Consider the following 23,701-nt stretch of genomic DNA (forward strand, 5'->3'; position numbering starts at 1 on the left):
GGCATTAAGATGGATTATACGCTCACCCGCATAGATCCTAACGGTGAGAACGACCGTTACCCCCTGCAAAAACAGGAGATCGTAACCGACCCCCTGGAACAGGAAGTTAACAAGAACGTGTTCATGGGCAAACTCCATGACATGGTTAACTGGGGTCGCAAAAACTCAATCTGGCCTTATAACTTCGGCCTTTCCTGCTGCTACGTAGAGATGGTGACCTCGTTCACCGCCGTGCATGACGTGGCGCGCTTTGGCGCGGAAGTCCTGCGTGCTTCACCACGTCAGGCTGACTTGATGGTGGTAGCGGGGACCTGCTTTACCAAAATGGCGCCGGTCATTCAGCGTCTTTACGATCAGATGCTGGAGCCGAAATGGGTCATTTCCATGGGCGCATGTGCCAACTCCGGCGGTATGTACGATATTTATTCGGTAGTGCAGGGCGTTGATAAGTTTATCCCTGTGGATGTTTACATCCCGGGTTGCCCGCCGCGTCCGGAAGCGTACATGCAGGCGTTAATGCTGTTGCAGGATTCCATTGGCAAAGAACGTCGTCCGCTCTCCTGGGTGGTTGGCGATCAGGGCGTTTATCGCGCCAACATGCAGTCAGAGCGCGAGCGTAAACGCGGCGAACGCATTGCAGTCACGAATCTGCGTACACCAGACGAGATTTAATTTGCGCCTGTCGGCAGCAGCATTTTACTTCGCCCATCACTACATAATTCGCGCGAAGCTCTGTCGACAGTCACCACGGACCATTTGCAATGGTGAACAATATGACCGACTTAACCGCGCAAGAAGCCGCATGGCAGACCCGGGATCACCTTGATGACCCGGTCATCGGCGAACTGCGCAACCGTTTTGGGCCGGATGCCTTTACCGTTCAGGCGACTCGCACCGGGGTACCCGTTGTTTGGGTCAAGCGTGAACAATTACTGGAAGTGGGCGATTTCTTAAAGAGATTGCCGAAACCTTACGTCATGCTGTTTGACTTACACGGCATGGACGAACGTCTGCGCACACACCGCGAAGGGTTACCCGCCGCGGATTTTTCCGTTTTCTACCACCTGATTTCCATTGAACGCAATCGCGATATCATGCTCAAGGTGGCCTTGTCTGAAAACGACCTGCGTGTACCGACCTTCACCAAACTGTTCCCGAATGCTAACTGGTATGAGCGTGAAACCTGGGACATGTTTGGTATTGAATTTGACGGACACCCGCACCTAACGCGTCTGTTGATGCCGCCAACCTGGAAAGGCCATCCGCTGCGTAAAGACTACCCGGCGCGTGCTACCGAATTCGATCCGTTTGAGCTGACCAAAGCGAAGCAGGATCTGGAAATGGAAGCGCTGACCTTCAAACCGGAAGACTGGGGCATGCAGCGTGGTACCGAAAACGAGGACTTTATGTTCCTCAACCTCGGCCCGAACCACCCGTCTTCACACGGTGCATTCCGTATTGTTCTTCAGCTTGATGGCGAAGAGATTGTCGACTGTGTGCCTGACATCGGTTACCACCACCGTGGTGCTGAAAAGATGGGCGAACGTCAGTCCTGGCACAGCTACATTCCGTATACCGACCGTATCGAATACCTCGGCGGCTGCGTCAACGAGATGCCGTACGTGCTGGCAGTGGAAAAACTGGCGGGCATTACCGTACCGGATCGCGTTAACGTTATCCGCGTGATGCTCTCCGAGCTGTTCCGCATTAACAGCCATCTGCTGTATATCTCGACCTTTATTCAGGACGTCGGCGCCATGACGCCGGTCTTCTTTGCCTTTACCGACCGCCAGAAAATCTACGACATCGTAGAAGCGGTCACCGGCTACCGTATGCACCCGGCCTGGTTCCGTATTGGCGGCGTGGCGCATGACCTGCCGCGCGGCTGGGACAAACTGCTGCGTGAATTCCTCGACTGGATGCCGAAGCGTCTGGCGTCTTACGAGAAAGCCGCACTGCAAAACACCATTCTGAAAGGGCGTTCGCAGGGCGTTGCCGCTTACGGTAAGAAAGAAGCGCTGGACTGGGGCTGCACCGGTGCGGCGCTGCGTGCGACCGGTATTGATTTCGACGTGCGTAAAGCACGCCCTTACTCTGGCTACGAAAACTTTGACTTTGAAGTGCCGGTTGGCGGCGGGGTTTCCGACTGCTACACCCGCGTAATGCTGAAAGTGGAAGAGCTGCGCCAGAGTCTGCGCATCCTTGAGCAGTGCCTCAACAACATGCCGGAAGGCCCGTTCAAAGCGGATCACCCGTTGACGACGCCGCCGCCGAAAGAGCGCACGCTGCAACATATCGAAACCCTGATCACCCACTTCCTGCAAGTGTCGTGGGGCCCGGTTATGCCGGCGAATGAGTCCTTCCAGATGGTGGAAGCGACTAAGGGTATCAACAGTTACTACCTGACCAGCGATGGCAGCACCATGAGTTATCGTACCCGTATTCGTACCCCGAGCTACGCGCATTTGCAGCAGATCCCGGTGGCAGTACGTGGCAGCCTGGTGTCCGACCTGATCGTCCATCTGGGTAGTATCGATTTTGTTATGTCAGATGTGGACCGCTAATTATGCACGAGAATCAACAACCACAAACCGAGGCTTTTGAGCTGAGTGCGGCAGAGCGTGAAGCCATTGAGCACGAGAAGCACCACTACGAAGACCCGCGTGCGGCGTCCATTGAAGCGCTGAAAATCGTTCAGAAGCAGCGTGGCTGGGTGCCGGACGGTGCGATCCACGCGATCGCCGATGTGCTGGGGATCCCGGCAAGCGATGTCGAAGGTGTTGCGACGTTTTACAGTCAGATCTTCCGCCAGCCGGTGGGTCGCCACGTGATCCGCTATTGCGACAGCGTGGTGTGCCATATCAACGGTTACCAGGGGATTCAGGCTGCGCTGGAGAAAAAGCTCAACATCAAGCCGGGACAGACGACCTTCGACGGTCGCTTTACGCTGCTGCCGACCTGTTGCCTTGGGAACTGCGACAAAGGGCCGAACATGATGATCGATGAGGATACTCACGCTCACCTGACCCCGGAAGGCATTCCTGAACTGCTGGAGCGGTATAAATGAAAGACATTATCCGTACTCCCGAAACGCATCCGCTGACCTGGCGTCTGCGTGATGACAAACAGCCTGTGTGGCTGGACGAATACCGTAGCAAGAACGGCTACGAAGGTGCGCGTAAGGCGCTGACTGGTCTGTCCCCGGACGAAATCGTCAACCAGGTCAAAGACGCTGGCCTGAAAGGGCGCGGCGGCGCAGGCTTTTCCACCGGTCTGAAGTGGAGTCTGATGCCAAAAGACGAATCCATGAACATCCGCTACCTGCTGTGTAACGCCGATGAAATGGAGCCGGGCACCTATAAAGACCGTTTGCTGATGGAACAGCTGCCGCACCTGCTGGTGGAAGGCATGCTGATCTCCGCGTTTGCGCTGAAAGCGTACCGGGGCTACATCTTCCTGCGCGGTGAATATATTGAAGCGGCTGTGCATCTGCGCCGTGCGATTGCGGAAGCGACCGAAGCCGGTCTGCTCGGCAAAAACATCATGGGCACCGGTTTTGATTTCGAACTGTTTGTTCACACCGGGGCAGGGCGCTACATCTGCGGTGAAGAAACGGCGCTGATCAACTCCCTTGAAGGCCGTCGCGCTAACCCGCGTTCGAAGCCGCCGTTCCCGGCGACCTCCGGCGCATGGGGTAAACCGACCTGCGTCAACAACGTTGAAACGCTGTGTAACGTTCCGGCGATCCTCGCCAACGGCGTGGAGTGGTACCAGAACATTTCGAAGAGCAAAGATGCTGGCACCAAGCTGATGGGCTTCTCGGGTCGCGTGAAGAATCCGGGACTGTGGGAACTGCCGTTCGGTACCACTGCACGTGAGATCCTCGAAGATTACGCGGGCGGCATGCGCGATGGACTGAAGTTCAAAGCCTGGCAGCCTGGCGGCGCGGGAACTGACTTCCTGACCGAAGCGCACCTCGATCTGCCAATGGAATTTGAGAGCATTGGTAAAGCAGGCAGCCGTCTGGGTACCGCACTGGCAATGGCGGTTGACCATGAGATAGGTATGGTGCCGCTGGTGCGTAACCTGGAAGAGTTCTTTGCTCGTGAATCCTGCGGATGGTGTACGCCATGTCGTGACGGCCTGCCGTGGAGCGTCAAAATTCTGCGTGCGCTGGAGCGTGGCGAAGGCCAGCCTGGGGATATCGAGACACTTGAGCAACTGTGTCGTTTCCTCGGCCCGGGTAAAACCTTCTGTGCACACGCACCGGGCGCGGTTGAGCCGCTACAGAGCGCCATTAAATATTTCCGCGAAGAATTCGAAGCTGGCATTAAGCAGTCGTTCAGCAATACCCACGCGATTGGTGGTATTCAGCCGAACCTGCTGAAAGAGCGCTGGTGATTACAGGCCTCTGAACCTGTATCGCGATATGAATTTCGATTAACGCTTAGTCTCTGACTAAGCCAACTGGAAGCATGCTGACTATGGCTACGATTCATGTAGACGGCAAAGAATATGAGGTCAACGGAGCGGACAACCTGCTGGAAGCTTGTCTGTCTCTCGGCCTTGATATTCCGTACTTTTGCTGGCATCCGGCGCTGGGAAGCGTTGGTGCTTGCCGCCAGTGTGCGGTGAAGCAATACCAAAACGCGGAAGACACGCGTGGTCGCCTGGTGATGTCTTGTATGACACCGGCAACCGAAGGCACGTTTATTTCGATTGACGACGAAGAAGCGAAACAGTTCCGCGAAAGCGTGGTGGAGTGGTTGATGACCAACCACCCGCACGACTGTCCGGTCTGTGAAGAGGGCGGTAACTGCCACCTTCAGGATATGACCGTGATGACCGGCCACAGTTTCCGTCGCTATCGTTTCACCAAACGTACTCACCGCAACCAGGACCTGGGGCCGTTCATCTCTCATGAAATGAACCGCTGCATCGCCTGTTATCGCTGTGTGCGTTACTACAAAGATTATGCAGACGGTCAGGATCTGGGCGTGTATGGCGCGCACGATAACGTCTACTTCGGACGTCCGGAAGACGGTACCCTGGAGAGTGAATTCTCCGGTAACCTGGTGGAAATCTGCCCGACCGGCGTATTCACCGATAAAACGCATTCCGAACGCTATAACCGTAAATGGGACATGCAGTTTGCGCCGAGCATCTGCCAACAATGTTCCATCGGCTGTAACATCAGCCCGGGTGAGCGTTACGGCGAACTGCGTCGTATCGAAAACCGTTATAACGGGACCGTTAACCACTACTTCCTCTGCGACCGCGGTCGTTTTGGCTATGGTTATGTGAACCTGAAAGACCGTCCGCGTCAGCCTGTACAGCGTCGTGGCGATGACCTGATCACCCTCAACGCCGAACAGGCAATGCAGGGCGCGGCAGATATTCTGCGTCAGTCGAAGAAAGTGATTGGCATCGGCTCACCGCGCGCCAGCGTTGAGAGCAACTTCGCGTTGCGTGAACTGGTCGGGGTGGAAAACTTCTATACCGGGATTGCACAATCCGAGCAGGAACGTCTGCAACTGGCACTGAAGGTGCTGCGTGAAGGCGGTGTGCATACCCCTGCGCTGCGTGATATTGAATCTTACGATGCGGTACTGGTGCTGGGCGAAGACATCACTCAGACCGGCGCTCGCGTTGCGCTGGCCGTGCGTCAGGCGGTGAAAGGCAAGGCACGCGAAATGGCGGCAGCCCAGAAAGTGGCTGACTGGCAGATTGCGGCGATCCTCAACATCGGCCAACGCGCGAAGCACCCGCTGTTCGTGACCAATGTGGATAACACCCGTCTGGATGATATCGCGGCCTGGACCTACCGTGCGCCGGTTGAAGATCAGGCGCGTTTAGGCTTCGCGATTGCCCATGCGCTGGACAACAATGCGCCAGCTGTTGACGGCATCAGCAGCGACCTGCAAAACAAAATCGACGTGATCGTCCAGGCGCTGGCCGGGGCGAAAAAACCGCTGATCATTTCCGGTACCAACGCCGGTAGCGCAGAAGTGATTCAGGCGGCTGCCAACGTGGCGAAAGCGCTGAAAGGTCGCGGTGCGGACGTCGGCATCACGATGATTACCCGTTCGGTTAACAGTATGGGCCTGGGCATTATGGGCGGTGGTTCGCTCGACGATGCGCTGACCGAACTGGAAACCGGCCGTGCTGACGCGGTGGTCGTGCTGGAAAACGATCTGCATCGTCATGCGTCGGCAACGCGCGTGAATGCTGCGCTGGCAAAAGCGCCGCTGGTGATGGTGGTTGACCATCAGCGTACGGCGATCATGGAAAACGCCCATCTGGTGCTTTCCGCCGCCAGCTTTGCCGAAAGCGACGGCACGGTCATCAACAACGAAGGCCGTGCTCAGCGTTTCTTCCAGGTTTACGATCCGGCGTACTACGACAGCAATACTATCATGCTGGAAAGCTGGCGCTGGTTGCATTCACTGCACAGCACCGTACAGAACCGCGAAGTGGACTGGACGCAGCTTGACCACGTGATCGACGCGGTCGTCGCCGCGATGCCTGAACTGGCCGGTATTAAAGATGCTGCGCCGGATGCCACCTTCCGCATTCGTGGACAAAAACTGGCGCGTGAGCCGCACCGTTACAGTGGTCGTACGGCGATGCGCGCGAACATCAGCGTTCATGAACCGCGTCAGCCGCAGGACAAAGACACGATGTTTGCCTTCTCAATGGAAGGGAACAACCAGCCGTCTGCGCCGCGTTCACAGATTCCATTTGCCTGGGCGCCGGGCTGGAACTCTCCACAGGCGTGGAACAAGTTCCAGGATGAAGTGGGCGGGAAACTGCGCCATGGCGATCCGGGTGTGCGTCTGATTGAAGCCTCGGAGGGCAGTCTGGATTACTTCACGACGGTTCCTGCAAGCTTCCAGGCCCAGGACGGTCAGTGGCGTATCGCGCCGTACTACCATCTGTTTGGTAGCGATGAACTGTCTCAGCGTGCGCCGGTCTTCCAGAGCCGCATGCCGCAACCGTACATCAAACTCAACCCGGCCGATGCCGCGAAGTTGGGCGTGAATGCCGGTACCCGCGTCTCCTTTAGCTACGATGGCAATACGGTCACGCTGCCGGTTGAAATCGCCGAAGGGCTGACGGCAGGGCAGGTTGGCTTGCCGATGGGGATGCCGGGCATTGCCCCTGTTCTGGCGGGTGCGCGTCTTGAGGATCTGCAGGAGGCACAACAATGAGTTGGATTACACCGGATCTGATCGAAATCCTGCTGACCATCCTCAAAGCGGTGGTGATTCTGCTGGTGGTGGTCACCTGCGGGGCATTCATGAGCTTTGGCGAACGTCGTCTGCTGGGTCTGTTCCAGAACCGTTACGGACCGAACCGTGTAGGCTGGGGCGGTTCGCTCCAGCTGGTTGCGGACATGATCAAGATGTTCTTTAAAGAAGACTGGATCCCGAAATTCTCGGATCGCGTCATCTTTACCCTTGCTCCAATGATCGCCTTTACCTCGCTGCTGCTGGCGTTTGCCATCGTGCCGGTGAGTCCGGGTTGGGTGGTCGCGGATCTGAACATCGGGATCTTGTTCTTCCTGATGATGGCGGGTCTGGCGGTGTATGCGGTGCTGTTCGCCGGTTGGTCGAGCAACAACAAATACTCGCTGTTGGGTGCGATGCGTGCGTCTGCGCAGACGCTCAGCTACGAAGTGTTCCTCGGCCTTTCCCTGATGGGCGTGGTGGCGCAGGCCGGTTCCTTTAACATGACCGACATCGTCAACAGCCAGGCTGATATCTGGAACGTTATTCCGCAGTTCTTTGGTTTTGTCACCTTCGCTATCGCGGGCGTGGCGGTGTGTCACCGTCATCCGTTTGACCAGCCGGAAGCCGAGCAGGAACTGGCCGATGGTTACCACATTGAATACTCCGGGATGAAATTCGGTCTGTTCTTTGTGGGCGAGTACATCGGTATCGTCACCATTTCTGCGCTGATGGTTACCCTGTTCTTTGGTGGCTGGCAGGGCCCGTTCTTACCGCCATTCATCTGGTTCGCGATTAAAACCGCGTTCTTCATGATGATGTTCATTTTGATTCGTGCGTCGTTACCGCGTCCTCGTTATGACCAGGTAATGTCCTTCGGCTGGAAAATCTGCCTGCCGCTGACGCTCATCAACTTGCTGGTAACGGCGGCTGTCATTCTCTGGCAGGCGCAATAAGGGGCACAAAGACCATGACCTTAAAAGAATTGTTAGTAGGCTTCGGCACCCAGGTACGCAGTATCTGGATGATCGGCCTGCATGCGTTCGCCAAACGCGAAACGCAGATGTACCCGGAAGAGCCGGTCTATCTACCGCCCCGTTTTCGTGGTCGCATTGTTCTGACGCGCGACCCGGACGGCGAGGAGCGCTGCGTTGCCTGTAACCTGTGTGCGGTAGCGTGTCCGGTAGGCTGTATCTCTCTGCAAAAAGCAGAGACCAAAGATGGTCGCTGGTATCCGGAGTTTTTCCGCATTAACTTCTCACGCTGCATTTTCTGCGGTCTGTGCGAAGAAGCCTGTCCAACAACCGCGATTCAGCTTACGCCAGATTTCGAACTGGGTGAGTACAAGCGCCAGGATCTGGTTTACGAGAAAGAGGATCTGCTGATCTCCGGTCCGGGCAAATACCCGGAATATAACTTCTACCGGATGGCAGGTATGGCAATCGACGGCAAAGATAAGGGCGAAGCAGAGAACGAAGCCAAGCCTATCGACGTCAAGAGCCTGTTACCGTAAGGAGAGGGGCAATGGAGTTCGCTTTTTATATCTGTGGCCTGGTCGCCATTCTCGCAACCTTGCGGGTGATCACCCATACCAATCCGGTGCACGCGCTGCTGTACCTGATTATTTCGCTGCTGGCGATTTCCGGGGTGTTCTTCTCGCTGGGCGCTTATTTCGCGGGTGCGCTGGAAATCATCGTTTACGCGGGCGCCATTATGGTGCTGTTCGTGTTTGTGGTGATGATGCTCAACCTGGGCGGTTCTGAAATCGAACAGGAACGTCAGTGGCTGAAGCCGCAGGTGTGGATTGGCCCGGCAATTCTGTCGGCTATCATGCTGGTGGTGATTGTTTACGCCATTCTGGGGGTTAACGATCAGGGTATCGACGGTACGCCAATCAGCGCGAAAGCGGTAGGTATTACCCTGTTCGGGCCTTACGTACTGGCGGTTGAACTGGCATCCATGCTGCTGCTGGCAGGTCTGGTTGTTGCCTTCCACGTTGGACGCGAAGAGCGTTCAGGTGAAGTGCTGAGCAACCGTAAAGACGATAGCGCGAAAAGAAAAACGGAGGAGCACGCATGATCCCCTTACAACATGGACTGATCCTCGCTGCGATTTTATTCGTTCTGGGTTTAACCGGTCTGGTTATCCGCCGCAATCTGCTGTTTATGCTGATTGGCCTGGAAATCATGATCAACGCTTCCGCGCTGGCCTTTGTGGTTGCCGGTAGCTACTGGGGCCAGACCGATGGTCAGGTGATGTATATTCTCGCCATCAGCCTTGCGGCTGCCGAAGCGAGTATAGGGCTTGCGCTGTTGCTGCAACTTCATCGCCGTCGCCAGAACCTGAACATCGATTCAGTAAGTGAGATGCGTGGATGAACATGCTTGCCTTAACCATCATTCTGCCATTGATTGGCTTTGTCCTGCTGGCGTTCTCTCGCGGACGCTGGTCAGAAAATCTCTCCGCAACCGTGGGCGTAGGCTCCATTGGTCTGGCGGCGCTGGTCACTGCCTTTGTCGGGATGGACTTCTTCGCCAACGGCAAGCAGGCGTTCAGCCAGCCGCTGTGGACGTGGATGTCTGTCGGTAACTTCAACATTGGTTTCAACCTGGTACTGGACGGCCTGTCGCTGACTATGCTGTCGGTTGTCACCGGTGTCGGTTTCCTGATCCACATGTTCGCCTCCTGGTACATGCGCGGTGAAGAGGGCTACTCCCGCTTCTTCGCTTACACGAACCTGTTTATCGCCAGCATGGTTGTTCTGGTGCTGTCCGATAACCTGCTGTTGATGTACCTCGGCTGGGAAGGCGTGGGCCTGTGCTCTTACCTGCTGATCGGTTTCTATTACACCGATCCGAAGAATGGCGCTGCGGCGATGAAAGCGTTCGTCGTGACCCGTGTGGGTGACGTGTTCCTCGCGTTCGCACTGTTCATTCTGTACAACGAGCTGGGTACCCTGAACTTCCGTGAAATGGTTGAACTGGCGCCAGCACACTTCGCCGCAGGCAACAATATGCTGACGTGGGCGACGCTAATGCTGCTGGGTGGTGCTGTGGGTAAATCGGCACAGCTGCCGTTGCAGACATGGCTGGCTGACGCGATGGCGGGCCCGACGCCTGTCTCCGCGCTGATCCACGCCGCAACGATGGTGACCGCTGGTGTTTACCTGATTGCCCGTACGCATGGCCTGTTCCTGATGACCCCGGAAATTCTGCATCTGGTCGGTATCGTGGGTGCGGTGACGCTGGTGATGGCAGGTTTTGCCGCACTGGTGCAAACCGACATCAAGCGCGTACTCGCCTATTCCACCATGAGCCAGATCGGTTACATGTTCCTGGCGCTGGGCGTTCAGGCATGGGATGCGGCGATTTTCCACCTGATGACGCACGCCTTCTTTAAAGCGCTGCTGTTCCTGGCGTCCGGTTCCGTCATTCTGGCCTGCCATCACGAACAGAACATCTTCAAGATGGGTGGCCTGCGTAAGTCCATTCCGCTGGTTTATCTCTGCTTCCTGGTGGGCGGTGCGGCGCTGTCGGCGCTGCCGCTGATTACCGCAGGCTTCTTCAGTAAGGATGAGATTCTGGCAGGCGCGATGGCGAATGGTCATATCAATCTGATGGTGGCAGGACTGGTCGGTGCGTTCATGACCTCCCTGTATACCTTCCGTATGATTTTCATCGTGTTCCACGGTAAAGAACAAATTCATGCTCATGCAGGGAAGGGGATTACTCACCACCTGCCGTTGATTGTCCTGATGATCCTGTCCACCTTCGTAGGCGCGCTGATTGTGCCGCCGCTTCAGGGTGTACTGCCACAGACAACTGAACTTGAGCATGGCCGCGTGATGACCCTGGAAATTACTTCTGGCGTGGTAGCGATTGCGGGCATCCTGATTGCCGCATGGTTGTGGCTGGGTAAACGTACTCTGGTGACCTCGATTGCCAACAGTGCGCCGGGTCGTCTGCTGGGCACCTGGTGGTATAACGCCTGGGGCTTCGACTGGCTGTACGACAAAGTGTTCGTTAAGCCGTTCCTTGGCGTCGCCTGGCTGCTTAAACGCGATCCGCTCAATGCCCTGATGAACGTGCCAGCCATCCTTTCTCGCTTCGCAGGTAAAGGCCTGCTGTTCAGCGAGAACGGTTATCTGCGCTGGTATGTCGCATCAATGAGCATTGGCGCCGTGGTGGTGCTGGCACTGCTGATGGTACTGCGTTGAGTTTGCGGGCTGGATGAACGACTGCCGGATGGCGCTACGCTTATCCGGCCTACACGCTCAAAGAGAATTTTTAGAAAATTCGTTGAAAATCAGGTCCAACTGGACAGGCATTATCGGCGAAGTCAGAGTGAGCACCGCCTGTGCACCGCAACCGGAGCGTACTGAGGTATGTGAGGATTGCGAGTACTGTCGGGGTTCGCTATGACGAGTGAGATAGCCTGAACCGGACTTAAACAAGGAACAAAGATCACCATGTTATTACCTTGGTTGATATTAATCCCCTTTATCGGTGGCTTCCTGTGCTGGCAGACCGAACGCTTTGGCGTGAAGGTGCCGCGCTGGATCGCGCTGATCACCATGGGACTGACGCTCGCGCTTGGCCTGCAACTGTGGCTACAGGGCGGTTATTCGCTGACGCAGTCTGCTGGCATTCCGCAGTGGCAGTCTGAATTTGTCCTGCCGTGGATCCCGCGCTTTGGCATTTCGATTCACCTGGCAATCGACGGTTTGTCGCTGCTGATGGTGGTGCTGACCGGTCTGCTTGGCGTTCTGGCGGTGTTGTGTTCCTGGCGAGAAATCGAAAAATACCAGGGCTTCTTCCACCTGAACCTGATGTGGATCCTGGGCGGCGTGATCGGTGTGTTCCTTGCCATCGACATGTTCCTGTTCTTCTTCTTCTGGGAAATGATGCTGGTGCCGATGTACTTCCTGATCGCGCTGTGGGGCCACAAGGCGTCCGACGGTAAAACGCGTATCACGGCGGCAACCAAGTTCTTCATTTACACCCAGGCGAGCGGTCTGGTGATGCTGATTGCCATCCTGGCGCTGGTGTTCGTTCACCATAATGCGACCGGCGTGTGGACCTTCAACTATGAAGACCTGCTGAAAACGCCGATGTCGCACGGCGTCGAATATCTGCTGATGCTGGGCTTCTTCATCGCGTTTGCGGTGAAAATGCCGGTGGTTCCACTGCACGGCTGGCTGCCAGATGCGCACTCCCAGGCACCGACCGCGGGTTCTGTTGACCTCGCCGGTATTTTGCTGAAAACCGCTGCTTACGGTCTGCTGCGTTTCTCCCTGCCGCTGTTCCCGAACGCGTCAGCGGAGTTCGCGCCTATCGCGATGTGGCTGGGCGTAATCGGTATCTTCTACGGTGCATGGATGGCGTTCACGCAGTACGACATTAAACGTCTGATCGCCTACACCTCGGTTTCACACATGGGTTTCGTGCTGATTGCCATCTACACCGGCAGCCAACTGGCGTACCAGGGGGCGGTGATTCAGATGATTGCGCACGGCCTGTCCGCTGCGGGTCTGTTCATTCTGTGTGGTCAACTGTACGAACGTCTGCACACCCGCGACATGCGAATGATGGGCGGCCTGTGGGGCAAAATGAAATGGTTACCGGCGCTGTCGATGTTCTTCGCCGTGGCGACGCTGGGTATGCCTGGCACCGGTAACTTCGTTGGCGAATTCATGATCCTGTTTGGCAGCTACCAGGTGGTTCCGGTCATCACCGTGATTTCGACCTTTGGTCTGGTGTTTGCTTCTGTTTACTCGCTGGCGATGCTACATCGCGCTTACTTCGGTAAAGCGAAGAGCCAGATTGCACAACAAGAACTGCCAGGGATGTCGCTGCGTGAGCTGTTTATCATCCTGTTGCTGGTCGTGCTTCTGGTACTGCTTGGCTTCTATCCGCAGCCGATTCTGGATACCTCGCATTCTGCGATGAGCAACATCCAGCAGTGGTTTGTTAATTCCGTTACTACTACAAGGCCGTAAATCGCCATGACAATAACTCCACAACACCTGATTGCGCTGCTACCGCTGCTGATCGTCGGCTTGACGGTGGTGGTTGTGATGCTCTCCATTGCGTGGCGACGCAATCACTTCCTCAATGCCACGCTGTCGGTCATTGGGCTTAACGCCGCGCTGGTTTCGCTCTGGTTTGTTGGCCAGGCTGGCGCGATGGACGTGACCCCGCTGATGCGGGTTGACGGTTTCGCAATGCTCTACACCGGACTGGTTCTGCTGGCGAGTCTGGCGACCTGTACTTTTGCCTACCCGTGGCTGGAAGGCTATGACGATAACCGGGAAGAGTTCTACCTGCTGGTGTTGATTGCCGCGCTGGGTGGCATTCTGCTGGCGAACGCCAATCATCTGGCGGCGCTGTTCCTTGGTATCGAACTGATCTCCCTGCCGCTGTTTGGTCTGGTGGGCTATGCCTTCCGTCAGAAACGTTCGCTGGAAGCCAGTATCAAATACACCATCCTGTCTGCTGCCGCCTCGTCATTCCTGCTGTTTGGTATGGCGCTGGTGTACGCGCAGTCTGGCAACCTGTCGTTTGTTGCGCTCGGTAAGAGCCTAGGCGACGGTATGCTGAACGAGCCGCTCCTGCTGGCGGGCTTCGGGATGATGATTGTTGGTCTGGGCTTTAAACTCTCTCTGGTTCCGTTCCACCTGTGGACGCCAGACGTATACCAGGGCGCACCGGCTCCGGTTTCCACCTTCCTGGCGACGGCGAGCAAAATCGCTATCTTCGGCGTGGTGATGCGTCTGTTCCTGTACGCGCCGGTTGGCGACAGTGAAGCGGTTCGCGTGGTGCTTGGCGTGATCGCCTTTGCTTCCATCATCTTCGGTAACCTGATGGCGCTGAGCCAGACTAACATCAAGCGTCTGCTGGGTTATTCGTCTATCTCTCACCTCGGCTACCTGTTAGTGGCGCTGATTGCTCTGCAGAGCGGCGAGATGTCGATGGAAGCGGTCGGCGTTTACCTTGCCGGTTACCTGTTCAGCAGCCTCGGCGCGTTCGGCGTGGTCAGCCTGATGTCCAGTCCGTACCGTGGTCCGGATGCCGATTCTCTGTTCTCCTACCGTGGGCTGTTCTGGCATCGTCCGATTCTTGCGGCTGTGATGACGGTGATGATGCTGTCTCTGGCGGGTATCCCGATGACGCTGGGCTTTATCGGTAAATTCTACGTGCTGGCCGTCGGTGTGCAGGCGCACCTGTGGTGGCTGGTTGCCGCTGTGGTGGTTGGTTCCGCGATTGGTTTGTATTACTACCTGCGTGTTGCCGTGAGTCTGTACCTGAGCGCGCCGCAGCAGCTTAACCGCGATGCGCCGTCTAACTGGCAGTACAGCGCAGGCGGTATTGTGGTACTGATCTCCGCACTGCTGGTGCTGGTGCTGGGTATCTACCCGCAGCCGCTGATCAGTATTGTGCAGTTAGCCGCACCGCTGATGTAAGCGACAAGCAAAAACGAAAAACCCGCCGAGGCGGGTTTTTTTATGGATGAAGAATCTTCAGGCAATCAACTGACGACTGACCAGCGGGCCGCTGATGTTTTGCGCCGCGCGATCCATCACTTCCTGAATAACGGATGACAGTTCGTTCACTTCAAACTTCGCCACGTAGCCATCGGCTTTCACTTTGCGGACGTGATCTTCATTGGCACTACCGGAAAGAGAAGAGTGGATCACCACCGGAATTTTCTTCAGCCGCTCGTCGGTTTTGATTTTTCGGGTCAGGGTGAAACCATCCATCTCCGGCATTTCCAGATCGGTTAACACCAGTGCGATCTTCTCGCTAATCGCTTTGCCTTCCGCTTCCGCTTCCTGCGCCAGTTGCTGAATTTTGTCCCAGGCATCTTTACCGGTGACGTGCATTTGATGGGGAATGTCCATGGCCGTCAGACCTTTCTCCAGCATCGCACGGGCTACGCGGGAGTCTTCCGCGACAATAGCCACGGCACCGGGAGTGATGTTGAACTTATTGGTTTTCAGTTCCGTTGCGCGCAGGTCGTGATTTGATGGCACGATGTCATACAGAATCTGTTCTACGTCGAGCACCAGCGCCAGGTTGTTGGTCTCTTTGTCTTCATCCAGACAGGCGATACTGGTGATGTAGCGGCCGTTCACCGCTTTCTCTGCGGTGTGTACCTGCTTCCAGTCCAGGCGCATGATGTTTTCGACCGACTCGACGGCGAAGGCCTGCACGCTACGGGCATATTCGGTGATTAACAGAATGTTGAGTCCATTCTCCGGCTTGCAGCCGGCAACGGCGGGGAGGTCAATAACCGGAATCACCTGATCGCGAATATTGACCATTCCCAGCAATGGCGCCTTCATCCCTGCCGGACGAGTAAAGGCAGGCATAGGTACAATTTCGCGCAACTTGAACACGTTAATGCCAAACAGCTCAGATTTCTGTTCGTGCAGGGAGTTTCCCAGACGAAACAGCAGCAGTTCAAAGCGGTTGGACAGGGTCAGATTCGCCCTGTCATCGATATCTTTCTGGAAATTGTCCATGCTGTCCTCAGTGTGAATACTGCGTTTTTACTGTTATCGGCACTGAGAGCAAAAAATGGAGCCCTAAACCGTGAAAATGGCGAAATCGTCGGCAAGTTCAGTGGAAGGGAAGATAGCCTGACACTCTGCCAGCAGTCGCTGGCAACCTGCGGCGTCATAGCGCGAACTGACGTGCGTTATGATGAGCTTTCCGACTGCAGCCTCCCGTGCCAGCAGTGCCGCCTGGCGGGTGGAACTGTGTCCACGGCTGTTGGCCTTTTCTTCCATTGACGTATCCAGCGTGGTTTCGTGAATCATCACGTCGACCCCTTTCGCCAGCTCAAGCGCGGATGCGCAGGGCGCAGTATCGCCAAAAATCGCGACCGTTTTACCGGGCGTCGCCGGGGCAAGAAAATCGGCCCCGCGTATCACGCTGCCGTCTTCCAGGGTGACCGTTTTGCCTGCTTTCAGATCCTGGAACCAGGGACCGGCTTTCACCCCAGCGGCTTTCAGCGCTCTGGCGTTGAGCGCGCCGGGTTTATCATGCTCCTCAACGCGGTAACCGTAACATTCCAGCGGGTGTTCAAGCGGGTAAGCCGTTACTTTTCGCAGCCCGTCATCAAGAATTTCCCCGGCGGTGATTTCGACGATTTCCAGCGGATAGTCAGTCCATGAACCGCTCAGACGCAGCGCGGTTTCAGTAAACTCCCGTAGCCCCTTCGGCCCGTAAAGCGTTAGCGGCTGAGCATTGCCCGCCATCGAACGACTGCACAGTAAACCCGGCAAACCGAACAGATGATCGCCGTGCAGATGGCTGATGAAAATCCGCTCAATGTTACCGGGATGATATGCCGTGCTCAACATCTGATGTTGCGTACCTTCACCACAGTCAAACAGCCATAGCGCGGGCTGCGTCGGGTGTTGATGATGTAGCAAAATGGCTGTCACGTTGCGCGTACGCGTGGGCACGCCAGCTGAGGTACCCAGAAAGAGAAATTCCATTATTTCATTACACTTTTGAAAAATAATCTGGCTAGTATAAATCGTTTACGGAAAAGGAGCGCACGATGATTACCTGGCAAGACCTGCATCATTCGGAATTAACCGTCCCACAGCTCTATGCGCTGTTAAAACTGCGCTGTGCGGTGTTTGTTGTGGAGCAGAACTGTCCCTATCTCGACGTAGACGGTGACGATCTGGTGGGTGAGAACCGCCATATCCTGGGCTGGCATGACGGCGAGCTGGTGGCGTATGCGAGGATTCTGAAAAGCACTGAAGATCTGGAGCCCGTCGTGATTGGACGGGTGATCGTCAGTGAAGCGTTACGCGGTGAAAAGCTGGGCCAAAATTTGATGGCGCAGACGCTGGCGTCTTGTCAGCGACACTGGCCGGAGAAGGCGCTGTATCTGGGCGCACAGGCGCATTTGCAGGCATTCTATGCACGATTTGGTTTTGCTCCGGTCACCGAAGTCTATGAGGAAGATGGCATCCCACATGTGGGGATGGCGCGCGAAGCGATTCGGGCGGGATCCTGAGTCGTTGTCTATAGTTAGGGGCAGGTTTACTAACATGGAGAACGAGAATGTCTTATCAATTTGGTGATTCGCGTATTGATGACGACCTGACGTTGCTGAGTGAAACGCTGGAAGAGGTGCTGCGTTCCTCAGGGGATCCCGCCGATCAGAAATACATTGAGCTGAAAGCGCGGGCTGAAAAGGCGCTGGATGAGGTCAAAAATCGCGTAAGTCAGGCTTCAGATAGCTATTATTATCGTGCCAGACAGGCCGTTTATCGTGCAGATGATTATGTGCACGAAAAACCCTGGCAGGGGATTGGCGTTGGCGCGGCGGTCGGACTGGTGCTCGGCTTACTGCTGGCACGACGCTAATCTGCAAGCGAGATCGCATTGACTCCCTAAACTGGGGTACTGCTTTTTTTGTGCAGTACCCCGTATAATGTGAGGTTTTTAACAGGGAGAGGTCCGCGTGCATTCACTCACTACTGCGCTGGAAGGTCTGACGCGTCTTTTGTCGCAGGCAATCCCGGCGGCACCAGGCATTCGGGTTCTCGATGTTCCTTTTCCCCTTAATGACGCTTTCGATGCGTTAAGCTGGCTGGCAAGTCAGTCAATTTATCCGCAATTTTACTGGCAGCAGCGCAACGGTGATGAAGAGGCCGCCGTGCTGGGCGTCGTTGCGCCATTTTCTTCTCTCGATGAGGCGCAATGCTTTCTTCGCCAACATCCGCAGCAAACCGACCTGCGTATCTGGGGACTGAATGCGTTTGATCCAGAGCAGGGTAACCTCGTGTTACCGCGTCTTGAGTGGCGGCGCTGTGCGGGCGTGGCTGTGCTGCGTCTGCATTTGTGGAGTGATGTTTCTCTGCGCGAGGATGCTGACCGGGCACTGACCTTTCTCGCCTCGCTGGCGAGTGTAAAACCGCTGCCGACATTGCGTCTGAGCAAAACCGCTGAACAGCACTGGCCCGAAAAAGCAGGCTGGATCAACCTGATTGAGCAGGCCACGCAGACGATTGCCGAAGGTGAACTGGATAAAGTGGTGCTGGCGCGCGCCAGCGATCTGCACTTTTCTCGCCCGGTGAATGCCGCTGCTGTGATGGCTTCAAGTCGCCGTTTGAACCTGAACTGCTACCATTTTTATATGGCTTTTTCTGCGCAGAGTGCGTTCCTGGGTTCGTCTCCGGAACGTCTCTGGCGACGTCGCGATACCGCGCTCCGTACCGAGGCGCTCGCCGGGACGGTAGCAAATCACCCGGATGATTATAAGGCCTGGCAACTGGGCGAATGGCTGATGAAGGACGACAAAAATCAGCGCGAAAATATGCTGGTGGTCGAGGATATCTGTCAGCGCCTGCAGGACTACACGCATACACTGGACGTTTTGCCGCCGCAGGTGCTGCGGTTGCGAAAAGTGCAGCATTTGCGACGCTGCATCTGGACGGCGCTGAATCAGGCGGATGACACGCTCTGTTTACTGCAGTTGCAACCCACGGCAGCCGTGGCCGGGATCCCACGCGAACGGGCACGGGCATTTATTCAGCAGCGTGAACCTTTTGCGCGGGAATGGTACGCCGGGTCGGCGGGCTATCTGTCTTTACAGCAAAGCGAATTTTGTGTTTCGCTGCGGTCGGCGAAAATCAGCGGTAACGTGGTTCGGCTGTATGCCGGTGCGGGGATTGTTCGTGGGTCAGACCCTGAGCAGGAGTGGCAGGAAATCGATAATAAAGCCGCTGGTCTGCGATCTTTGTTACAGATGGATGGATAATGAGTTACATATTCCCGACTCATATCAATAATCCCTTTTTTCCGTTCTTTATACTGAGTCGCAATATTGATACCGGACAATCTCATGTCAGTAAGCGCATTTAACCGACGCTGGGCGGCGGTCATTCTGGAAGCATTAACTCGCCATGGCGTCAGGCATGTTTGCATTGCCCCTGGCTCTCGTTCCACGCCGCTCACTCTGGCGGCGGCGGAAAATTCGGCTTTTATTCACCACACGCATTTTGATGAGCGTGGTCTTGGTCATCTGGCGCTGGGACTGGCGAAGGTGAGTAAACAGCCTGTTGCCGTGATCGTGACCTCCGGTACGGCGGTCGCTAACCTCTATCCGGCGCTGATTGAAGCGGGCCTGACCGGTGAAAAATTGATCCTTCTGACGGCCGATCGTCCTCCTGAACTGATTGACTGCGGCGCGAATCAGGCGATTCGTCAGGCGGGCATGTTTGCGTCACACCCGTCACAAACGCTTTCGCTTCCGCGCCCGACGCAGGACATTCCGGCCCGTTGGCTGGTGTCGACTATCGATAATGCGCTGGCCTCGCTGCATGCCGGCGCGGTCCATATCAACTGTCCGTTTGCCGAGCCGTTATATGGCGAGATGGACGATACCGGTCTGGCCTGGCAACAGCGTCTCGGTGACTGGTGGCAGGATGACAAACCCTGGCTGCGCGAAGCGCGTCGGCTGGAGAGCGACAAACAGCGCGACTGGTTCTTCTGGCGACAAAAACGCGGTGTTGTCGTTGCCGGGCGAATGAGTGCAGAAGAGGGCAAGAAAGTTGCGCAATGGGCGCAGACGTTGGGCTGGCCGCTGATTGGCGATGTGCTGTCGCAAACCGGACAGCCGCTTCCCTGTGCCGACCTTTGGCTCGGCAATCCGCAGGCGGTGACGGAACTGCAGCAGGCACAGATTGTGGTGCAGCTGGGCAGCAGTCTGACCGGAAAACGCTTACTGCAATGGCAGGCGACCTGCGAGCCGGAGGAGTACTGGATTGTCGATAATATCGAAGGGCGGCTGGATCCGGCGCATCATCGCGGTCGTCGTCTGGTGGCAAAAATCGGCGACTGGCTGGAACTGCATCCTGCGGAAAAACGGCAACCGTGGTGTGTAGACATCCCGCGTCTGGCGGAGCAGGCCTGGCAGGCCGTGGCGGCGCGGCGTGATACTTTTGGCGAGGCGCAACTGGCGCATCGCATTCGCGACTATCTGCCTGAACAGGGGCAGCTTTTTGTCGGCAACAGCCTGGTGGTACGCCTGATTGACGCGCTGTCGCAGCTTCCGGCAGGTTACCCGGTTTACAGCAATCGCGGCGCAAGTGGTATTGATGGTCTGTTATCGACCGCTGCGGGCGTGCAGCGCGCCAGCGCGAAATCGACGCTGGCGATCGTGGGCGATTTATCGGCGTTATACGATCTCAATGCGTTAGCCCTGTTACGGCAGGTCTCCGCGCCGTTCGTACTGATTGTGGTGAACAATAACGGCGGGCAGATTTTCTCGCTGCTGCCCACGCCGCAGAGCGAACGTGAACGCTTTTACCTGATGCCGCAAAATGTCCATTTTGAACACGCGGCTGCAATGTTTAACCTCAAGTATCATCGCCCGGAAAGCTGGGATGAACTGGAGGCGGCGCTGGCTGGCGCGTGGCGTATGCCTGCGACCACGGTGATTGAACTGGTGGTCAACGACACCGACGGCGCGCAGACGCTACAACAGCTGCTGGCGCAGGTGAGCCATTTATGATCCTACACGCGCAGGCAAAAGCCGCGCAGTCAGACTCACCCTGGCTGGTTTTCCTGCACGGTTTTTCCGGCGATAGCCAGGAATGGCAACCGATCGGCGAGCGGCTTTCCGGCTTTTCACGCTTGTACATCGATCTGCCTGGTCACGGTGGATCGGCGGAGATCCGCGTCAGCGGATTTACCGATGTGATCAGCTTGCTGCGTGATACCCTTCTTAGTTACAACATACTGAAATACTGGCTGGTGGGATATTCCCTCGGCGGCAGAGTGGCGATGATGGCGGCCTGTCAGGAAATGCCGGGGCTTTGCGGCCTGGTGGTTGAAGGCGGGCATCCGGGACTGCAAAGCGACGCCGAACGCGACGCGCGCCGGGATTCTGACCATCACTGGGCGGAACGTTTTCGCCATGACGCGCTGACTGAGGTGTTTACTGACTGGTATCAGCAGCCGGTTTTTGCTTCGCTGAACGCGCGGCAACGAGAAGCGCTGGTCGCGCTGCGTAGCCAGAATAACGGCGAAACGCTGGCGGCAATGCTGGAAGCCACTTCGCTGGCGGTCCAGCCTGATTTACGCGCTGCGCTCACCGCGCGCGCCTTTCCGTTTTATTATTTATGTGGTGAACGTGACAGCAAATTCTGCGCCCTGGCGACGGAATTAGCGGCGACCCGCCATGTGATTCGTAACGCCGGACACAATGCGCACCGGGAAAATCCCGCAGGCGTGGTGGACTGTCTGGCTCAGATTCTGCGTCTCTGACTAAAGGACACACTATGATCTATCCTGATGAAACAATGCTTTACGCACCGGTAGAATGGCACGATTGCTCGGAAGGCTACACCGACATTCGCTATGAGAAATCGACCGACGGTATCGCAAAAATCACCATTAATCGTCCGCAGGTGCGCAACGCATTCCGTCCTCTGACCGTCAAAGAGATGATTCAGGCGATGGCGGATGCCCGTTACGACGATAACGTGGGCGTGATTATTCTGACTGGCGCAGGCGATAAAGCCTTTTGTGCCGGCGGCGACCAGAAGGTTCGCGGCGACTACGGCGGCTATCAGGATGACTCTGGTGTGCATCACCTGAACGTGCTGGATTTCCAGCGCCAGATCCGTACCTGTCCGAAGCCGGTCGTGGCGATGGTGGCGGGTTATTCCATTGGCGGTGGTCACGTGCTGCATATGATGTGCGACCTGACGATTGCGGCGGAAAATGCCATCTTCGGGCAGACCGGCCCGAAAGTCGGCTCCTTTGACGGCGGCTGGGGGGCGTCTTACATGGCGCGGATCGTGGGGCAGAAGAAAGCGCGTGAAATCTGGTTCCTGTGCCGTCAGTACGATGCCAAACAGGCGCTGGATATGGGGCTGGTGAACACCGTTGTCCCATTGGCCGAACTCGAAAAAGAGACCGTGCGCTGGTGTCGTGAAATGCTGCAAAACAGCCCGATGGCGCTGCGTTGCCTGAAAGCGGCGCTGAACGCCGACTGTGATGGTCAGGCCGGTTTGCAGGAGCTGGCGGGTAACGCCACCATGCTGTTCTACATGACGGAAGAAGGTCAGGAAGGCCGTAACGCCTTCAACCAGAAACGTCAGCCTGATTTCAGCAAATTCAAACGGAATCCGTAATGCGTAGCGCGCAGGTATACCGCTGGCAGATCCCCATGGACGCGGGGGTGGTTCTGCGCGACAGGCGGTTAAAAACGCGTGACGGGCTGTATGTTCGCCTGCACGACGGCGAGCGTCAGGGATGGGGAGAGATCTCCCCACTGCCGGGATTCAGTCAGGAAACCCAGGAAGAGGCGCAGGTTGCGCTGCTGGCCTGGGTTGACGGCTGGCTGCAGGGAGAAGATGCATTGCCTGACATACCTTCTGTGGCCTTTGGCGTCAGTTGTGCACTGGCGGAAATAGCCGGAACGCTGCCTGAAGCCGCAGACTATCGGGCGGCGCCGCTGTGTACCGGGGACCCGGACGATCTGGTGCTGCAACTGGCGGACATGCCCGGCGAAAAAGTCGCGAAGGTGAAGGTCGGACTGTACGAAGCGGTTCGCGACGGCATGGTGGTCAACCTGCTGCTGGAGGCGATCCCGGAATTGCGGCTGCGGCTGGATGCCAACCGCGCCTGGACGCCGTTGAAGGCGCAGCAGTTCGCGAAGTACGTGAACCCGGACTACCGTAACCGCATCGCTTTCCTCGAAGAACCGTGCAAAACGCGCGACGACTCGCGAGCCTTTGCCCGTGAAACCGGGATTGCTATCGCCTGGGACGAAAGCCTGCGTGAGGCGGATTTTGTCTTTGAAGCAGAAGAGGGCGTACGTGCAGTGGTGATCAAACCGACGCTGACCGGGTCGCTGGAAAAAGTGCGTGAGCAGGTACAGGCCGCGCATGCGCTGGGGCTGACGGCGGTGATCAGTTCATCCATCGAGTCGAGCCTGGGTCTGACCCAACTGGCGCGCATTGCCGCGTGTCTGACGCCAGACACTATTCCGGGACTGGATACGCTGAGCCTGATGCAGGCGCAGCAGATTCGTCGCTGGCCGGGCAGCATGTTGCCCTGTATTGAAGAATCTGCACTGGAACGCCTGCGATGACCTTTCCTGACTGGCCGTGGCGATACTGGCGGCAGGTTCAGGGAGACGCGCCAGCCATACGCCTGAATGATGAGGTGCTAAGCTGGCGCACGCTCTGTACGCGTATTGATGCCCTGGCGAGCGGTTTTGCCGCGCAGGGGGTTACCGAAGGCTGCGGCGTGATGCTGCGCGCCTGGAATCATCCGCAGACACTGCTGGCATGGCTGGCGCTGTTGCAGTGCGGTGCACGGATCCTGCCGGTCAATCCACAGCTTCCTCACGCCTTGCTGGCAACATTGCTGCCCGATCTCACGCTGCAGTTTGCGCTGGACCTGGAGGGAGAAAACCGCTTTCCCTTTCTG

Annotated in this window: 22 protein-coding genes; 20 read left to right on the plus strand and 2 right to left on the minus strand. The window is 56.6% G+C overall.

Annotated features, from left to right (window positions below; all coding sequences use genetic code 11):
* Positions 1 to 9: 9 nt before the first annotated feature.
* From nuoB to nuoN, 12 genes are all read left to right on the plus strand, one after another.
* A complete protein-coding gene (gene nuoB / locus JTI98_RS11680) occupies positions 10 to 672 on the plus strand; it encodes an NADH-quinone oxidoreductase subunit NuoB (protein ID WP_003028075.1) in 663 nt (220 codons plus the stop codon).
* An 89-nt stretch (positions 673 to 761) separates the two neighbouring features.
* Positions 762 to 2,564 carry an NADH-quinone oxidoreductase subunit C/D gene (gene nuoC, locus JTI98_RS11685; protein ID WP_080343264.1) on the plus strand — a complete coding sequence of 601 codons (1,803 nt, stop codon included), beginning with the start codon at positions 762 to 764 and terminating at the stop codon, positions 2,562 to 2,564.
* Between the two features lie 2 nt (positions 2,565 to 2,566).
* Entirely contained in the window at positions 2,567 to 3,067 is a 501-nt protein-coding gene (gene nuoE, locus JTI98_RS11690; protein WP_042317807.1) for an NADH-quinone oxidoreductase subunit NuoE, read from the plus strand.
* On the plus strand, positions 3,064 to 4,401 hold the full coding sequence (gene nuoF, locus JTI98_RS11695; protein WP_042317808.1) for an NADH-quinone oxidoreductase subunit NuoF: 1,338 nt from the start codon (positions 3,064 to 3,066) through the stop codon (positions 4,399 to 4,401). The genes nuoE and nuoF overlap by 4 nt, the downstream gene beginning before the upstream one ends.
* 83 nt (positions 4,402 to 4,484) lie before the next feature.
* Positions 4,485 to 7,211 (plus strand): NADH-quinone oxidoreductase subunit NuoG, encoded by a 2,727-nt coding sequence (nuoG, locus tag JTI98_RS11700; protein ID WP_216081280.1) that lies wholly within the window; start codon positions 4,485 to 4,487, stop codon positions 7,209 to 7,211.
* Positions 7,208 to 8,185 (plus strand): NADH-quinone oxidoreductase subunit NuoH, encoded by a 978-nt coding sequence (gene nuoH, locus JTI98_RS11705; protein WP_043000018.1) that lies wholly within the window; start codon positions 7,208 to 7,210, stop codon positions 8,183 to 8,185. The genes nuoG and nuoH overlap by 4 nt, the downstream gene beginning before the upstream one ends.
* A gap of 14 nt (positions 8,186 to 8,199) precedes the next feature.
* Positions 8,200 to 8,742, plus strand: a complete 543-nt coding sequence (gene nuoI / locus JTI98_RS11710) for an NADH-quinone oxidoreductase subunit NuoI (protein WP_005129470.1) — start codon at positions 8,200 to 8,202, stop codon at positions 8,740 to 8,742.
* A gap of 11 nt (positions 8,743 to 8,753) precedes the next feature.
* The gene (gene nuoJ / locus JTI98_RS11715; protein WP_043000019.1) at positions 8,754 to 9,308 is read left to right on the plus strand and encodes an NADH-quinone oxidoreductase subunit J; all 555 of its coding nucleotides are present in this window, start codon (positions 8,754 to 8,756) and stop codon (positions 9,306 to 9,308) included.
* Entirely contained in the window at positions 9,305 to 9,607 is a 303-nt protein-coding gene (gene nuoK / locus JTI98_RS11720) for an NADH-quinone oxidoreductase subunit NuoK (protein ID WP_000612644.1), read from the plus strand. The genes nuoJ and nuoK overlap by 4 nt, the downstream gene beginning before the upstream one ends.
* Positions 9,604 to 11,445 carry an NADH-quinone oxidoreductase subunit L gene (nuoL, locus tag JTI98_RS11725; protein WP_046401783.1) on the plus strand — a complete coding sequence of 614 codons (1,842 nt, stop codon included), beginning with the start codon at positions 9,604 to 9,606 and terminating at the stop codon, positions 11,443 to 11,445. Before nuoK ends, nuoL begins: the two co-directional genes overlap by 4 nt.
* 252 nt (positions 11,446 to 11,697) lie before the next feature.
* Positions 11,698 to 13,227 (plus strand): NADH-quinone oxidoreductase subunit M, encoded by a 1,530-nt coding sequence (nuoM, locus tag JTI98_RS11730; RefSeq protein ID WP_043000021.1) that lies wholly within the window; start codon positions 11,698 to 11,700, stop codon positions 13,225 to 13,227.
* 6 nt (positions 13,228 to 13,233) lie between these two features.
* Positions 13,234 to 14,691 carry an NADH-quinone oxidoreductase subunit NuoN gene (gene nuoN / locus JTI98_RS11735; RefSeq protein WP_042317815.1) on the plus strand — a complete coding sequence of 486 codons (1,458 nt, stop codon included), beginning with the start codon at positions 13,234 to 13,236 and terminating at the stop codon, positions 14,689 to 14,691.
* Between the two features lie 57 nt (positions 14,692 to 14,748).
* Here the strand turns inward: nuoN and JTI98_RS11740 are convergent, their stop codons facing one another.
* Both JTI98_RS11740 and rbn read right to left on the minus strand, forming a co-directional pair.
* Complete coding sequence (locus tag JTI98_RS11740; protein WP_044258510.1) at positions 14,749 to 15,753, minus strand: chemotaxis protein; 1,005 nt, start codon at positions 15,751 to 15,753, stop codon at positions 14,749 to 14,751.
* 63 nt (positions 15,754 to 15,816) lie between these two features.
* The gene (gene rbn / locus JTI98_RS11745; protein ID WP_130098093.1) at positions 15,817 to 16,734 is read right to left on the minus strand and encodes a ribonuclease BN; all 918 of its coding nucleotides are present in this window, start codon (positions 16,732 to 16,734) and stop codon (positions 15,817 to 15,819) included.
* A gap of 65 nt (positions 16,735 to 16,799) precedes the next feature.
* On the opposite strand from rbn, the gene JTI98_RS11750 reads away from it, so the two are divergent.
* The 8 genes from JTI98_RS11750 to JTI98_RS21220 form a co-directional block, all read left to right on the plus strand.
* Complete coding sequence (locus tag JTI98_RS11750) at positions 16,800 to 17,267, plus strand: GNAT family N-acetyltransferase (protein WP_044266239.1); 468 nt, start codon at positions 16,800 to 16,802, stop codon at positions 17,265 to 17,267.
* Between the two features lie 47 nt (positions 17,268 to 17,314).
* Positions 17,315 to 17,620 (plus strand): stress response protein ElaB, encoded by a 306-nt coding sequence (gene elaB / locus JTI98_RS11755; RefSeq protein ID WP_043000026.1) that lies wholly within the window; start codon positions 17,315 to 17,317, stop codon positions 17,618 to 17,620.
* 97 nt (positions 17,621 to 17,717) lie between these two features.
* Positions 17,718 to 19,016 carry an isochorismate synthase MenF gene (gene menF, locus JTI98_RS11760; RefSeq protein ID WP_058586870.1) on the plus strand — a complete coding sequence of 433 codons (1,299 nt, stop codon included), beginning with the start codon at positions 17,718 to 17,720 and terminating at the stop codon, positions 19,014 to 19,016.
* Positions 19,017 to 19,100: 84 nt separating this feature from the next.
* Positions 19,101 to 20,771, plus strand: coding sequence for a 2-succinyl-5-enolpyruvyl-6-hydroxy-3-cyclohexene-1-carboxylic-acid synthase (gene menD, locus JTI98_RS11765; protein ID WP_216081281.1), 1,671 nt, complete (start codon positions 19,101 to 19,103; stop codon positions 20,769 to 20,771).
* Entirely contained in the window at positions 20,768 to 21,526 is a 759-nt protein-coding gene (menH, locus tag JTI98_RS11770) for a 2-succinyl-6-hydroxy-2,4-cyclohexadiene-1-carboxylate synthase (protein WP_054175973.1), read from the plus strand. Before menD ends, menH begins: the two co-directional genes overlap by 4 nt.
* A gap of 14 nt (positions 21,527 to 21,540) precedes the next feature.
* Entirely contained in the window at positions 21,541 to 22,398 is an 858-nt protein-coding gene (gene menB / locus JTI98_RS11775) for a 1,4-dihydroxy-2-naphthoyl-CoA synthase (RefSeq protein ID WP_044258523.1), read from the plus strand.
* Positions 22,398 to 23,360, plus strand: coding sequence for an o-succinylbenzoate synthase (menC, locus tag JTI98_RS11780; protein WP_216081282.1), 963 nt, complete (start codon positions 22,398 to 22,400; stop codon positions 23,358 to 23,360). Before menB ends, menC begins: the two co-directional genes overlap by 1 nt.
* A partial coding sequence (locus tag JTI98_RS21220; RefSeq protein ID WP_252869581.1) for an AMP-binding protein occupies positions 23,357 to 23,701 on the plus strand: 345 nt, incomplete at its 3' end. The genes menC and JTI98_RS21220, both read left to right, overlap by 4 nt.

This window comes from Citrobacter sp. MGH 55 (assembly GCF_016906145.1).
Classification (GTDB): domain Bacteria; phylum Pseudomonadota; class Gammaproteobacteria; order Enterobacterales; family Enterobacteriaceae; genus Citrobacter_A; species Citrobacter_A amalonaticus.

Coding starts and splice junctions, on each gene's coding strand:
- nuoB (WP_003028075.1), top strand. CDS start 10: ATGGATTATACGCTCACCCGCATAGATCCTAACGGTGAGAACGACCGT.
- elaB (WP_043000026.1), top strand. CDS start 17,315: ATGTCTTATCAATTTGGTGATTCGCGTATTGATGACGACCTGACGTTG.
- JTI98_RS11750 (WP_044266239.1), top strand. CDS start 16,800: ATGATTACCTGGCAAGACCTGCATCATTCGGAATTAACCGTCCCACAG.
- menB (WP_044258523.1), top strand. CDS start 21,541: ATGATCTATCCTGATGAAACAATGCTTTACGCACCGGTAGAATGGCAC.
- menH (WP_054175973.1), top strand. CDS start 20,768: ATGATCCTACACGCGCAGGCAAAAGCCGCGCAGTCAGACTCACCCTGG.
- nuoC (WP_080343264.1), top strand. CDS start 762: ATGGTGAACAATATGACCGACTTAACCGCGCAAGAAGCCGCATGGCAG.
- nuoE (WP_042317807.1), top strand. CDS start 2,567: ATGCACGAGAATCAACAACCACAAACCGAGGCTTTTGAGCTGAGTGCG.
- nuoN (WP_042317815.1), top strand. CDS start 13,234: ATGACAATAACTCCACAACACCTGATTGCGCTGCTACCGCTGCTGATC.
- nuoI (WP_005129470.1), top strand. CDS start 8,200: ATGACCTTAAAAGAATTGTTAGTAGGCTTCGGCACCCAGGTACGCAGT.
- rbn (WP_130098093.1), bottom strand. CDS start 16,734: ATGGAATTTCTCTTTCTGGGTACCTCAGCTGGCGTGCCCACGCGTACG.
- nuoL (WP_046401783.1), top strand. CDS start 9,604: ATGAACATGCTTGCCTTAACCATCATTCTGCCATTGATTGGCTTTGTC.
- nuoJ (WP_043000019.1), top strand. CDS start 8,754: ATGGAGTTCGCTTTTTATATCTGTGGCCTGGTCGCCATTCTCGCAACC.
- nuoG (WP_216081280.1), top strand. CDS start 4,485: ATGGCTACGATTCATGTAGACGGCAAAGAATATGAGGTCAACGGAGCG.
- nuoK (WP_000612644.1), top strand. CDS start 9,305: ATGATCCCCTTACAACATGGACTGATCCTCGCTGCGATTTTATTCGTT.
- menC (WP_216081282.1), top strand. CDS start 22,398: ATGCGTAGCGCGCAGGTATACCGCTGGCAGATCCCCATGGACGCGGGG.
- nuoF (WP_042317808.1), top strand. CDS start 3,064: ATGAAAGACATTATCCGTACTCCCGAAACGCATCCGCTGACCTGGCGT.
- menD (WP_216081281.1), top strand. CDS start 19,101: ATGTCAGTAAGCGCATTTAACCGACGCTGGGCGGCGGTCATTCTGGAA.
- JTI98_RS11740 (WP_044258510.1), bottom strand. CDS start 15,753: ATGGACAATTTCCAGAAAGATATCGATGACAGGGCGAATCTGACCCTG.
- nuoM (WP_043000021.1), top strand. CDS start 11,698: ATGTTATTACCTTGGTTGATATTAATCCCCTTTATCGGTGGCTTCCTG.
- nuoH (WP_043000018.1), top strand. CDS start 7,208: ATGAGTTGGATTACACCGGATCTGATCGAAATCCTGCTGACCATCCTC.